The sequence below is a fragment of the Pseudomonas campi genome, from assembly GCF_013200955.2.
GTDB classification, from domain to species: domain Bacteria; phylum Pseudomonadota; class Gammaproteobacteria; order Pseudomonadales; family Pseudomonadaceae; genus Aquipseudomonas; species Aquipseudomonas campi.
The window spans coordinates 4,224,268-4,236,806 of sequence record NZ_CP053697.2 but is presented as its reverse complement, the minus strand read 5'-3'; the positions used below and the strand labels follow the sequence as shown (position 1 = coordinate 4,236,806).

Below are 12,539 nucleotides of genomic sequence, written 5' to 3'. Positions count from 1 at the left end.
CGCAGGTAGTTTTTCAACTGCCTGCTAGTCGATTTGCGCAACCTGACGCAGGCACTCCAGGTCGAGGATTTCGATCTCGCCGTAGTTCAGGCGTAGGGCGCCGCGGGCTTCCAGTTCCTTGAGGATCTGGTTGGTGGTTTGCCGCGACAGCGCCAGCATCAGGGCCAGCTGTTCCTGGGCCAGGTGGATCACCCGCCTCGGACCGGTCTCGCCGTAGCCTTCGGTGATCAGCAGCAGGCGCCGGGCGAGGCGCGGTGCCGCTGGCAGCAGGCTCATCTCCTCCAGGGCGATAAACGCCAGGCGCAGCTTCTGGCTCATCAGCAGGGCGAATTCGCGCCAGTAGTGCGGCTGCTGTTCGAGCAACGTCAGCAGTGCGCCTTGCGGCACCTGCAGCAGACGGGTCGGGCCTTCGGCATAGGCGTCGTGGGTGCGTGGCTGGCCATCGAACAGGGAAATCTCGCCAAACCAGTAGGGCGGCTCGACCAGGGTCAGCAGGGCCTCCTTGCCGTCGCGATTGACCGCGCCCACGCGGATTGCCCCGTCGAGCACGGCATACAGGCCGCAGGGCGGATCGCCGCGGCGGAACAGGCGCTGCCCGCCACTCAGCTGGCGCTCGTTGGCCTGGTCGAGCAGGGCTTGCTGCAGGGCGGCGGGCAGGTGACTGAACCAGTGCCCGGCGAGCAGTTGCTGGTGCAGGGTGTCGGGGCTGGACATCGCGTCTCCTGGGTTTGTCGGCTAGCTGACAGAGGCCATCAGCACTACAGGGCCATTATCGATCAACCTGCCTGAATTATTGCGGAGATAGCCGATGAAGTCCCTTGTCGATCACCTTGGTCAGTACGCGGAATACCACCGCGACCGGCGCAACATCTTCAGCCACTTCATCGGTATTCCATTGATTGTGGTGGCCGTCGCCGTGCTGTTGTCGCGCCCCGGTTTCGAACTTGCCGGCCTGTGGTTGTCGCCGGCGCTGCTCACGGCGCTGGCCGCCGGCATTTTCTACCTGCGTCTGGACCTGCGTTTCGGCCTGCTGATGGCCGTCTTGCTGGCGCTGTGCCTGTGGGCCGGCGCGGAGCTGGCGCAGCAGACCACCCTGGTCTGGTTGAGTGCTGGCCTGGGCCTGTTCGTGGTCGGCTGGATCATCCAGTTCATCGGCCACTACTACGAGGGGCGCAAGCCGGCCTTCGTCGACGACCTGATGGGCCTGGTGGTCGGCCCGCTGTTCGTGGTGGCCGAACTGGCCTTCCTCTGTGGCCTGCGTGATGAAGTGCGCCAGGCAGTGGAGCAGCGCGCCGGGCCGACCTGTATCCGTCCGGGCAAAGCCCTGGCCTGAGCCGCGCCCCTTATGCAAACGCCCGCCTGGTTCTGAACCAGCCGGGCGTTTTTTATGGGCGGCGTAGTCCTGTCGATGTTTTGACAAGCGCGCCAGGGCATCTGCAGGTGCTCGGGTGCGGATTGCTTTACTCCCCTCTCCCGTTCACGGGAGAGGGGCCGGGGGAGAGGGTTGGGCAGGCCATTGCGCCCTTCTTCCGGGGCAGGACCGTTGCAGTTGCCGCCAGGCAAGGCGCTGCGTTCCAGCGCTGTAGCCCGGATGCAATCCGGGAGCGGAGCTGCCTGTTTCCCGGATTGCATCCGGGCTACGGCTTAAGCGCTGTACTCCCCTCTCCCGCGCCTGGGCCACTGCAGTTGCCGCAAAAAAAACGCCGCGTTCCAAGAGGAAGGCGGCGTCTTGTAAGTGAGCAGCGTTAGCGCGTGGGCCCAGCTGGCAGGGGCTCCGTTGCGCCTGCTGTCAGGGCGCTTGCTCGACCGAGTTGATGGCCATCCACTGGCTGCTCAGCGAGCGTGCATGGCGATCCACGGTGGTCGGCGCGAAGGCGCGACCGGAGGCGCTGGCCAGGGCGTTGCTCTGGCTGTTCATGTCGAGCAGGGCGGCACGCAGGAAGTTCCAGCGGGTCTTGAGCTTGGCCAGGGCCGGGTTGCTCTTGTCGTCGAGCTTCTTCATTTCTGCGTCGATGTCCGGTACCAGCACGCGCTCGTCCTGGCCGATGTAGTTGTCCGGCTGCTCGCGGGCAATCTCGAAGGTGCCGATGTAGGAGCGGCTCAGGTACTGCACGGCGAGGTATTCGACCTTGCCTGGCAGTTCGCCTTCCGACGTGGCGTCGGGTACTGCGCGGGCCACGGTGAGCAGGTCACGCAGGGCCTGGGCCAGTTCTTCCGGATAACGCCATGGCACGTTGTCTTCGTTGGGGCCAAAGGAAACACCTAGGCGTAACTGGGTAACAAGTTTGGTTGTCAATCCGGGAATTTCCGAGCTGGCGCTCATGGCGCTCTGCGATGCGCTTTCCAGGTCGGCGATATCCTTCTCCAGGCGTGCCTGATGGGCCTCCTGAAAGCCCTCGCCGCGCAGCAGCAGCAGGCTGCCGGTGGCGCGGCTGGCAAAAACCTGAACCTGTTCGGCTGCGGTCATCTGAGCCGAAGAGGCTTGTGCAGAGAGCAGCGTCAAAAGCCCCATGCATAGAAGAAAGAATCTAGTAATCAAAGGGTTACGGATCATGCCGTGGTACTCCTTATTATTCTTGTGAACCGCGGGAGCGTTGGCAAAGAGCAGCTGCCGCGCAGTGGCAACAGCCTACTGTGCTTGTCATAGCAAAGGATGAGCCAAAAGAGTGATTTGCGTCGCAATTCTGGCGCCGCAGAGCCGTTGCGGCTCTGTATGTGCTACCGGGCTCAGAACCTGCTTCGGATCTCTTGATCGTCGGCCATGCTGCGTTGAAATCGGGCTCGGGCTGCTCATTTACAGCTCGTAAACTCCGCGCCCTCGCCCAATTGATTCGCTGGCGCTTACCCTTCGGGCCAGCCTGCGGCTGTTACTCCCGCTGGTCGTTGCGCCTTGCCTGGCTCTAGCTCAAAAAATCCTAAACAGGTTCTTAGAGGGATGTTTGTGCCTGCCAGACCTTGGGCCTGAAGTAGAGGGTTTCACCGCGGATCAGGCCGTGCAGGCTGTCGTGATCCTTGACCACTTCCGCTTCGATCAGCTCGTCCTGGCCGTTGACCTTGAGGGTCACCCGGGTGATCGCGCCGAGCGGACGGATATCGCGCACTTCGCCGCTCTGATGCTCGGCAAGCGCCAGGCGCGACAGCGAGATTTCGTGTGGGCGGAATAGCAGGTGCTGGTCGTCGCCCAGGTGCAGGCGGTTGGAGTCGCCGAGGAAGTGGTAGACGAAGTCGCTGGCCGGCTTCTCGTAGACCTCGCCCGGCGTGCCGATCTGCTCGATCACGCCTTTGTTCATCACCACGATGCGGTCGGCCACTTCCATGGCTTCTTCCTGGTCGTGGGTGACGAACACCGAGGTCAGATGCACTTCCTCGTGCAGGCGTGCGAGCCAGCGGCGCAGCTCCTTGCGCACCTTGGCGTCGAGGGCGCCGAAGGGTTCGTCGAGCAGCAGCACCTTGGGTTTTACCGCCAGGGCGCGGGCCAGGGCGATACGTTGGCGCTGGCCGCCGGACAGCTGTTCCGGATAGCGGTCGGCCAGCCAGTCGAGCTGGACCATGCCGAGCAGCTCGTGCACGCGCTCGGCGATCTCCGGTTCACTCGGCTTCTCGCCCTTGGGCTTCATGCGCAGGCCGAAGGCGACGTTGTCGAACACGGTCATGTGGCGGAACAGGGCGTAGTGCTGGAACACGAAGCCGACGTTGCGGTCACGCACGTCGTGGCGCGATACGTCTTCGCCATGGAACTGGATGCTGCCGTTATCCGGGGTTTCAAGGCCGGCGATGATACGCAGCAGGCTGGTCTTGCCGCAGCCGGACGGGCCGAGCAGGGCCACCAGCTCGCCGCTGTGGATATCCAGGTTGATGTCGTTGAGCGCGCGGAAGGCGCCGAAGTTCTTGCTGACGTTACGGATTTCAATCGACATGAGCTATTCCTCGTCGGCATTCGATTTGAGGCGGGACAGACGCGCTTCGCTCCACTGCTTGAGCAGCAGGATGATCAGGGCCAGGGCCAGCAGCAGACTGGCCACGCTGAACGCGGCGACGTGGTTGTATTCGTTGTAGAGAATCTCGACATGCAGCGGCAGGGTGTTGGTGTAGCCACGGATATGCCCGGACACCACCGACACCGCGCCAAACTCGCCCATCGCCCGCGCGGCGCACAGCACCACGCCGTAGATCAGGCCCCATTTGATGTTGGGCAGGGTCACGTGCCAGAACATCTGCCAGCCGTTGGCGCCGAGCAGGCGCGCGGCTTCCTCTTCCTGGGTGCCCTGTTCCTGCATCAGCGGGATCAGCTCGCGGGCGACGAAGGGTACGGTGACGAACACGGTGGCCAGGACGATGCCGGGCAGGGCGAAGATGATCTGGATGTCGCGCTCCTGCAGCCATTCGCCGAAGAAGCCCTGGGCGCCGAACAGCAGTACGTAGATCAGGCCGGCGATCACCGGCGAGACGGAGAACGGCAGGTCGATCAGCGTCACCAGGATGCTCTTGCCGCGGAACTCGTACTTGCTCACGCACCAGGCGGCGGCCACGCCGAACACCAGGTTGAGCGGCACCGCGATGCCCACGGCGAGCAGGGTCAGCTTCAGCGCGGACAGCGCATCCGGCTCGATCAGCGCGGTGAAGAAGGTGCCCAGGCCGAGCTTGAGCGCCTCACTCAACACCACCAGCAGCGGCAGCAGGAGAAACACCACGAAGGCCAGCCAGGCGCCGAGGATCAGGGCGATACGGCCGGCATGGCTGCCGCGGCGGGCGGCATTGGCGCTGGCGGCAGCGCCGAGGGTAATAGATGTCATGGCGGCTCCTCAGGGCTTTTCGATACGGCGCTGCAGCAGGTTGATCAGCAGCAGCAGGATGAAGGAGACCACCAGCATCAGCACGCCGATGGCTGTGGCGCCGGTGTAGTCGTACTGGTCGAGCTTGACCATGATCAGCAGCGGCAGGATCTCGGTCTTCATCGGCATATTGCCGGCTATAAAAATGACCGAGCCGTACTCGCCGACGCCGCGGGCGAAGGCCAGGGCGAAGCCGGTCAGCCAGGCCGGCAGCAGCGCCGGCACGAGGATATGGCGGAACACCTGGAAGGGCTTGGCGCCCAGGCAGGCGGCGGCTTCTTCCACCTCACGGGGGATGTCCGCCAGTACTGGCTGCAAGGTGCGCACGACGAAGGGCAGGGTCACGAAGGTCAGCGCCAGGGTGATGCCCAGCGGCGTGTAGGCGATCTTGAAGCCGAGCCAGGTGGCGATCTGCCCGACCGGGCCGGCCGGGGCATACAGCGCGGTGAGGGCGATGCCGGCTACGGCAGTGGGCAGGGCGAACGGCAGGTCGATCATCGCGTCGATGACCTTGCGCCCGGGGAAGGTGTAGCGCACCAGGGCCCAGGCCAGCAGCGTGCCGATGATGCCGTTGATTACGGCAGCGGCGAAGGCGGTGGCGAAGCTGAGTTTCAGTGCGGCCAGCACCCGCGGTGCGGAGATGATGGCCCAGAACTCGCCCCAGCTGAGCTGGGCGGCGTGGACAAACATGGCACCCAGGGGAATCAGCACCAACAGGCTGAGGTACACCAGGGTGTAGCCCAGCGTCAGCCCGAAGCCGGGTATGACGGGGGAAATGCGGCGGGACATGATTTTGGCCTTGGCTAGTTTTGCGACGAAGGAATGACGTGCCGCGTGTAGGGTGGAAGTCGCTTTTCACTTCCACCAGTGGGCCTCGCGGAGGTCGATGGCGGATCGGTGGAGCGCGATCCACCCTACGGACGACGACCTACTGCGCCTGATAGATCTGGTCGAAAATGCCGCCGTCGTTGAAGAACTTCGGCTGTGCGGTTTTCCAACCGTTGAAGTCCTGGTCGATGGTCACCAGCTTCAGTTGCGGGAACTGCTTGGCGTACTCGGCGGCGACCGCTTCGTTACGCGGGCGGTAGAAGTTCTTCGCGGCGATGCGCTGGCCTTCTTCGCTGTACAGGTAGTTGAGGTAGGCGGTTGCCACTTCACGGGTGCCTTTCTTGTCGACGTTCTTGTCGACCACGGCCACCGGCGGTTCGGCGAGGATGGACAGCGAGGGCGCGACGATCTCGAACTGGTCGCCGCCCTGTTCCTTGAGGGCCAGGAAGGCCTCGTTTTCCCAGGCCAGCAGCACGTCGCCGATCTGGTTGTTGACGAAGGTGATGGTCGAACCGCGGGCGCCGGTGTCCAGCACCGGGACGTTCTTGTACAGCTTCTCGACGAATTCCTGAGCCTTGGCTTCGCTGCCGTACTTCTGCTGGGCGAAGGCCCAGGCGGCAAGGAAGTTCCAGCGCGCGCCGCCGGAGGTTTTCGGATTGGGGGTGATCACTTCCACGCCCGGCTTGACCAGGTCATCCCAGTCCTTGATGCCTTCCGGGTTGCCCTTGCGCACCAGGAACACGATGGTCGAGGTGTAGGGGGTGCTGGACTGCGGCAGGCGGCTCTGCCAGTCCGCCGGGATCAGTTTGCCGAGCTTGTTCAATTCGTCGATATCGCCGGCCAGGGCCAGGGTCACTACATCGGCACGCAGGCCGTCGATCACTGCGCGGGCCTGCTTACCCGAGCCACCGTGGGATTGCTGCACGGTCACCGCTTCCTTGCCCTGGGCGGTCCAGTGCTTGTTGAAGGCGGCGTTGAACTCCTGATACAGCTCACGGGTCGGGTCGTAGGATACGTTGAGGATTTCCGTAGCGGCTGCGGCCGGGCCGGTGATCAGCGCGGAGGCCAGGGCGGCCAGGGCGAAACGGCGAATGGACATGGTGGTGCTCCTGAGAATTCTGCGGTGTTGGCTTGTTGGCGTTATGGGTTTCAGGTTTGGCGCACCCTCTGGTTGTCCAGTCGGGTTAGGTGTTCAGGGTTGTTTGCTGGTCGAGGCCTGCAGACGGAATTTTTCCTTGCGCTCGATCTGTACGACCTGGGCGTTGTGTACGGTGATTTCCACCGCACCAAAGCGCAGGCCCTGCAGGGCTGCCTGGATCTCGCGCAGGATGCTGGCTTCGTCCTGGCCTTCGACGCTTCTGAGAGTGGCGCTCATGATTCGCTCCTATGCAAAGGTGCCCGTACCGGGATGGGTGGTGGGCGTGGAGCGGATAGTAGGGGGTGGTTTTATATTCTTAAAAATAATATTTAACGATTTATATATTCTTTTAACGTCTAAGAGATGGGCCGTTCTTCGCCCGAGCAGAGCACCTGGAGGACCAGCAGTTCGCTTTTCCTGACTGCGCTGATAGATTTTCTGCCGCTCGTCACATCGTGCGTCGCTACCCATCGCCAGGCTCTAGCGTGGGGAATAGTCTGTGGGCAGCAAGACAGGAGATGACATCATGGACGACAACACCCAGGCACCCAGTGAACTGGAAACCTTGACCCTCGGCCTATTGCACAGCCGTGGCGAGGTCGAACGCTTGCGCGAGCGCGAACAGCTGGTCAGCAGCCTGCTCGGCAGCGTCAACGTGGTGCTGTGGGCCTTTGACTGGCAGCAGCAACGGGTGGTTTATGTCAGCCCGGCCTACGAGCAGATGTTCGGCCGTTCTGCCGCCTTGCTCTTGAGCGACTACGGCGAGTGGCTCAACAGCATCTACCCGGACGACATGGAGTACGCCGCGCAGAGCCTGGCCGCCGTGCTCGATAGCGGCGCGGTGGAGCAGCGCGAATACCGCATCATCCGCGGCGACGGGCAGATCCGCTGGCTCAGCGACAAGTGCTTCGTCAGCTCGCGCCAGACGCCTGACGGCCAGCCGCTGATCGTCGGCATCGCCGAGGACATCACCGAGAAGAAGCAACTGCAGGGTGAGCTGCACCGTCTGGCCACCACCGACGTGCTGACCGGCATCCACAACCGCCGCTACTTCTTCGAGAGCGCCGAGCGGGCCCTGGAGCAGGCGCGCGGCAATGGTCACGAGCTGGCCTTCCTGCTGTTCGATATCGACGACTTCAAGAAGATCAACGACAGCCACGGCCACCAGACCGGCGACCGCGTGCTGCAACGCATCGCCCACTGCGGCGCCTATGTGCTGCGCCGCGATGACCTGTTCGGGCGCATCGGTGGCGAAGAGTTCGCCGCCATCTTTCCGGGTTGCGATGCCCCCCAGGCCAAGCAGATGGCCGAGCGCCTGCAGCGTGAAGTACAGCGCCTGAGCTTCACCGCCGGTGCGCAGACCTTCGGCGTGACCATCAGCCAGGGCCTCACCAGCCTGGGCCCGGACGACAGCCTCGAAGCGCTCTACGTGCGCGCCGACGAGGCCATGTACCACGCCAAGCGCAATGGCAAGAATTGCATCGTGCTGGGTTGAGGTAGCGACCCTGGCTAGGCTCTTGCGATCCCGCCCCCAATTCAATGAAGAGCAGGCGCTGAGCGCTTGGCCCCCTCTCCCGTTTACGGGAGAGGGTTGGGGAGAGGGGGCAGCACGTCAGGCTTTATGAAAATTAAGTTATAAACAAATAATTTCTTATTCCTTAACATCTCTGTTTCGCCCTCCTAGACTGGCCTCCATAGACCGCTCAAGGAGGCCCGCGATGCGCAGCCAATCCATCCGTTATCTGATCCTGCCGGGCTGGCAGGGCTCGCCGGACAATCACTGGCAAAGCCACTGGCTGCGCAGCCTGCCGAATGCCTTGCGGGTCGAGCAGGCCGACTGGGATCAGCCCGATCCGGTCAGTTGGGTCGCCGCCCTGGAACGCGCCATCAGCGCTGCCAACAGCCCGGTGATCCTCATCGCCCACAGCCTCGGTTGCATCACCGTGGCGCGCTGGGCGGCGCAGGCGCCGCTGGCTTCGCTACGCCAGGTGCGGGGGGCCTTGCTGGTGGCTCCGGCGGATGTCGAGCGGCCCGGCTGCCCGCCGGCGCTGCAAGGCTTTGCACCGATCCCGCGGGACTTGCTGCCGTTTCCCAGCCAACTGGTCGGCTCCGACAACGATCCCGCGGCGAGCGCCGCCCGCGCCCTGCAACTGGCCCGTGACTGGGGCGCGCAGGCCGCCGTGCTGACAGGTGTCGGGCATATCAACGTGAAGTCCGGCCATCAGCGCTGGGAGCAGGGCTTCGCCTACCTGTACCGCCTGCAGAGCCAGATCGAACAGCAGACGAGACGCCGCGCGTGAAGCGCTGGACGTGCTGTCCGCCCCCGTCACGAATGCCTGGCGGCACGCCCGTCTACGCCCCTCATTTACCCTGAGCTCGCTGCTGTGCGGCGGCTCACCTCGCACAGAGAAACCGATCCATGAGCCGCCCCCATTACCCCCAGCAAGCCCTGCTGACCTTTGCCGACACGGAGAAGAGTCCGCTGAGCATCCGTGCCAAGGCGCTGGTGTTCGTCGACCCGCGCTCCCGTGAGTTGCGCGAGCAGGCCAACCTGCTGGCTGCCATCGACCTGCCGGTGCTGATCCTCGGTGAGACCGGTACCGGCAAGGAGCTGCTGGCGCGGCATATCCACCGCGAAAGTGAGCGCGGCGGCCTGTTCGTCGCGGTCAACTGCGGCGCGATCAGCCCGCAGTGGGGCGAGGCCGAGCTGTTCGGTTACGCCGCCGGCGCCTATGCCGGCGCGGCCAGCAGTCGCGCCGGCTGGTTCGGTTCGGCCACCGGCGGCACTCTCTACCTGGACGAGATCGGCGACCTGCCGCGCGCCTTGCAGGACCAGCTGCTGAGCGTGCTGGAAACCCGCGAGGTACTGCGCGTCGGCGCCCATCACGCGACCCCGGTGGATGTTCGCCTGGTGGTCGCCACCAGCATCGACCTGGCCCAGGCGGTGGCCGCCGGCAAGTTCAGCGAGCGCCTCTATCTGTACCTTAACGAAGGCCGCCTGGACCTGCCGGCGCTGCGCGAGCGGCCGGGCGACATCCTGCCGCTGGCCGAGTATTTCCTCGGCATCTACGCCCAGCGCCTGGGCCTGGCCATTCCGCTGCTCGGCACGGCCGTGCAGGCCGCCCTGGAAAGCCATCCCTGGTACGGCAATACCCGCGAACTGGAGAACGTCATCCACTTCGCCCTGCTGGTCAGCAGCGGCGCGGAGATCCTGCCGCAGCACCTCAATCTGCCGACCGGTGCGCCGTTGCAACTGATCGAGCAACAGCTGGCGCGGCTGACGGCGGAGGAGCGGGCGGAGCTGCGGCAGCGGCTGGCGTCCTGACGGTTGCTTCGTTAGCAGCCCCACCTCATGCGTAGGGCGGGTGAAACCCGCGTAGGAAGGCTGCGCGGGTTGCACCCGCCCTACGGCGAGGCATACCGGCAGCGGCTACTGGCCCGGCATTCAAACAGCACGCAAAAAAACGGGAGCCGCCCTGCCTGAGACGGCCCCCGTGTAAACGCGTATTCAGGAATACAGCGACGGCGTCGGCGGCACGCCGCTGAGCAGCCAGTGGCCAATGTCGCGCACCTTGTGATCGAGCGGGTCGTGCAGGCTGTGCACCCGCACGTTGCGCCAGAAACGGTCGAAGCCGTAGCGCGAGGCCGTGGCGCGGGCGCCCATGGCCTCGAACACCTGGCTGGTGATCTCCAGCGCCGCGCGGGCCGCCGCGACCCGTGCCTCGGCGATCAGCAACGCCACCTCGCCCCGCTCGGCGGCGCCCAGTGCCGGTTTCTCCCAGGCCTGCTGCAGACGTTCGGCGGCGTGTTCCGCCAGCAGCAGGGCGCCGCGGTAGAGCAACCAGAGTTCGCCGTAGCGCTTCTGGATCAGCGGGTCCTCGCTCGCCGTGGCCACTCCGGAGCCGGGCCAGGCGCGGGCCTGCTCGCGGGTGTAGCGCAGGGCGCCATTCAGCGCGGCCTGGGCGTTGCCCAGGTAGAGCTGGGTGAGGATCAGCTGCGACACGCAGACCCGCAGGCTGCTGCGTGGGCTCTGGCCGCCGGAGACCAGCAGCTCGTCGCGATCGACGAAGACATTCTCGAACTGCACCGTGCCGCTGTCGGTCTGGCGCTGGCCGAAGGCGTCCCAGTCGTCGTTGATCGCCAGGCCTTCGCGCTGCGCCGGCAGGGTCAGGAACACCCGCTCCGTCGCGCTCTTGCCGCGTGGCGCACTAACCAGCAGGGCATCGGCGCCGAGGGCGCCGGAGCAGAAGGATTTGCTGCCGTTGAGTTCGAAGTGTTCCTCGCGGGCCTGCAATTGCAGGCCCAGGTCGCGGCCGTTACTGGCGTTGCCCCAGAACCAGCGCTCCTGCACGCTGCGGCTCAGCCAGTGGCGCTGCTGCTCGGCGCTGCCGTGCAGGAGAATGGTGGCCACCTGCAGGTGGTTGAAGGCGAACAAATGGGCCAACGAACTGTCCGCCGCCGCGAGGTGGCGGACGATGCGGTATATCTCCGGCCAGCTCTTGCCCTGGCCGTCGTAGCGCTGCGGGATGGCCAGGCTGAGCAGGCCGCTGTCGCGGATCAGCTCGCGCTCGGCGCGCGCATGGCCGCCGCGCTTGTCGCGTTCGATGGCGCTGTCGGCCAGCTTGCGCGCCAGGCGCTCGACCTTGCTGGTGAGGGTGCCGAAGTCGACGGGGAACAGCCGCGCATCCAGCAGCGGCTCGGCCTGTGGGTGCAGGTGGCGGGCTTCACTGGCCATGGTTCACCGCCGGTTGCCAGATCGCTACCTGGCTGGCATCCACTGCCTTGGGCAGCAGGCCTTCGGCGAAGAAGGCGTCGGCGATCTTCTGCTGTTCGCCGAGGTTGGCCGCCTGCACCGCGCGCACCTGGTAACTGCGTCGTTGGTTGGCCTGCTGGACGATAGCCGGGTCGAGGTTGCCCCACAGCGGGCCGAGCACCTTGGCCGCCTCGGCCGGGTGGGCACGCAGCCACTCGCCGGTCTTCACCAGCTCGCTGAACACCACCTGCAAGACTTGCGGATGGGCCTTGGCGAAGGCATTGCTGGTCAGGTAGTAGCGCTGGTAGCTGGCCAGCTGCTGGCCGTCGGCCAGGGTGCGGGTCGGCAGCTGGCGCTGGGCGCTGCTGAGGAAGGGTTCCCAGGTCACCCAGGCATCCACCTTGCCGTTCTCGAAGGCGGCGCGGCCATCAGCCGGGGTCAGGTAGGCCGGCTGGATGTCGCTGAACTGCAGTCCGGCCTTGGCCAGGGCGGCGAGCAGCAGGTAGTGGCTGCCGGCGGCCTTGGTCACCGCCACCTTCTTGCCTTTCAGCTCGCTCAGGCGGTGCAGCGGCGAGTCGTTGCGCACGATGATCGCCTGGGCGGCGGGCGAGGGCGCTTCCTGGGCGAAGTAGGTGAGCTGCGCGCCGGCGGCCTGGGCGAACACCGGCACGGTGTCGGCGACATCGGCGGACAGGTCGATATTGCCGACATTCAACGCTTCCAGCAGCGGCTGGCCACTGGCGAATTCATGCCAGCTGATGCGAATGTCCTGGCCGGCCAGGGCCTGCTCCAGGGTGCCCTGGCTCTTCAGCAGGCTGATCAGGGTGGAGGATTTCTGGTAGCCGATGCGCAGCTGGGTTTCGGCCTGAACCGGCAGGGCGGCGAGCAAACCGAGGCTCAAGCCGAGGCCGAGCAGGGCGCGACGGGTAAACGAATGAGGGAACATGGCAGACCTCTGCAAGGGGCACTCCGGCCATTGCGAGGCGGC

At 65.1% G+C, this 12,539-nt stretch carries 13 protein-coding genes; 4 read left to right on the top strand and 9 right to left on the bottom strand.

Going from position 1 to position 12,539, the window contains the following annotated elements; translation table 11 throughout:
- Nucleotides 1–24: 24 nt before the first annotated feature.
- Complete coding sequence (locus HNE05_RS19505; protein WP_173210470.1) at nucleotides 25–714, bottom strand: Crp/Fnr family transcriptional regulator; 690 nt, start codon at nucleotides 712–714, stop codon at nucleotides 25–27.
- Nucleotides 715–808: 94 nt separating this feature from the next.
- Here HNE05_RS19505 and HNE05_RS19500 point away from each other — a divergent pair, with 94 nt between their 5' ends.
- Nucleotides 809–1,333 (top strand): Mpo1 family 2-hydroxy fatty acid dioxygenase, encoded by a 525-nt coding sequence (locus HNE05_RS19500; protein WP_173210468.1) that lies wholly within the window; start codon nucleotides 809–811, stop codon nucleotides 1,331–1,333.
- 456 nt (nucleotides 1,334–1,789) lie between these two features.
- Here HNE05_RS19500 and HNE05_RS19495 read toward each other — a convergent pair whose 3' ends face one another.
- The 6 genes from HNE05_RS19495 to oscA form a co-directional block, all read right to left on the bottom strand.
- On the bottom strand, nucleotides 1,790–2,467 hold the full coding sequence (locus HNE05_RS19495) for a hypothetical protein (protein WP_240008783.1): 678 nt from the start codon (nucleotides 2,465–2,467) through the stop codon (nucleotides 1,790–1,792).
- A 460-nt stretch (nucleotides 2,468–2,927) separates the two neighbouring features.
- A complete protein-coding gene (locus HNE05_RS19490; protein ID WP_173210464.1) occupies nucleotides 2,928–3,917 on the bottom strand; it encodes a sulfate/molybdate ABC transporter ATP-binding protein in 990 nt (329 codons plus the stop codon).
- Nucleotides 3,918–3,920: 3 nt separating this feature from the next.
- On the bottom strand, nucleotides 3,921–4,793 hold the full coding sequence (gene cysW / locus HNE05_RS19485) for a sulfate ABC transporter permease subunit CysW (protein ID WP_173210461.1): 873 nt from the start codon (nucleotides 4,791–4,793) through the stop codon (nucleotides 3,921–3,923).
- 9 nt (nucleotides 4,794–4,802) lie between these two features.
- Nucleotides 4,803–5,621, bottom strand: coding sequence for a sulfate ABC transporter permease subunit CysT (cysT, locus tag HNE05_RS19480; protein WP_173210460.1), 819 nt, complete (start codon nucleotides 5,619–5,621; stop codon nucleotides 4,803–4,805).
- 139 nt (nucleotides 5,622–5,760) lie between these two features.
- On the bottom strand, nucleotides 5,761–6,759 hold the full coding sequence (locus tag HNE05_RS19475; protein ID WP_173210458.1) for a sulfate ABC transporter substrate-binding protein: 999 nt from the start codon (nucleotides 6,757–6,759) through the stop codon (nucleotides 5,761–5,763).
- Between the two features lie 93 nt (nucleotides 6,760–6,852).
- Complete coding sequence (oscA, locus tag HNE05_RS19470) at nucleotides 6,853–7,035, bottom strand: sulfur starvation response protein OscA (RefSeq protein WP_173210456.1); 183 nt, start codon at nucleotides 7,033–7,035, stop codon at nucleotides 6,853–6,855.
- Between the two features lie 289 nt (nucleotides 7,036–7,324).
- Between oscA and HNE05_RS19465 the strand changes: the two genes are divergently transcribed.
- The 3 genes from HNE05_RS19465 to HNE05_RS19455 all read left to right on the top strand — a co-directional run bounded on the left by HNE05_RS19465 (nucleotide 7,325) and on the right by HNE05_RS19455 (nucleotide 10,123).
- A complete protein-coding gene (locus HNE05_RS19465) occupies nucleotides 7,325–8,293 on the top strand; it encodes a GGDEF domain-containing protein (protein ID WP_173210454.1) in 969 nt (322 codons plus the stop codon).
- A gap of 223 nt (nucleotides 8,294–8,516) precedes the next feature.
- Entirely contained in the window at nucleotides 8,517–9,098 is a 582-nt protein-coding gene (locus tag HNE05_RS19460) for an RBBP9/YdeN family alpha/beta hydrolase (protein ID WP_173210452.1), read from the top strand.
- 119 nt (nucleotides 9,099–9,217) lie between these two features.
- Nucleotides 9,218–10,123, top strand: a complete 906-nt coding sequence (locus HNE05_RS19455; protein WP_173210450.1) for a sigma 54-interacting transcriptional regulator — start codon at nucleotides 9,218–9,220, stop codon at nucleotides 10,121–10,123.
- A 183-nt stretch (nucleotides 10,124–10,306) separates the two neighbouring features.
- Here HNE05_RS19455 and HNE05_RS19450 read toward each other — a convergent pair whose 3' ends face one another.
- Together HNE05_RS19450 and HNE05_RS19445 are read right to left on the bottom strand one after the other, a co-directional pair.
- Complete coding sequence (locus tag HNE05_RS19450) at nucleotides 10,307–11,533, bottom strand: acyl-CoA dehydrogenase family protein (RefSeq protein ID WP_173210448.1); 1,227 nt, start codon at nucleotides 11,531–11,533, stop codon at nucleotides 10,307–10,309.
- Nucleotides 11,523–12,497 (bottom strand): aliphatic sulfonate ABC transporter substrate-binding protein, encoded by a 975-nt coding sequence (locus HNE05_RS19445; RefSeq protein WP_173210446.1) that lies wholly within the window; start codon nucleotides 12,495–12,497, stop codon nucleotides 11,523–11,525. The genes HNE05_RS19450 and HNE05_RS19445 overlap by 11 nt, the downstream gene beginning before the upstream one ends.
- Nucleotides 12,498–12,539 lie beyond the last annotated feature (42 nt).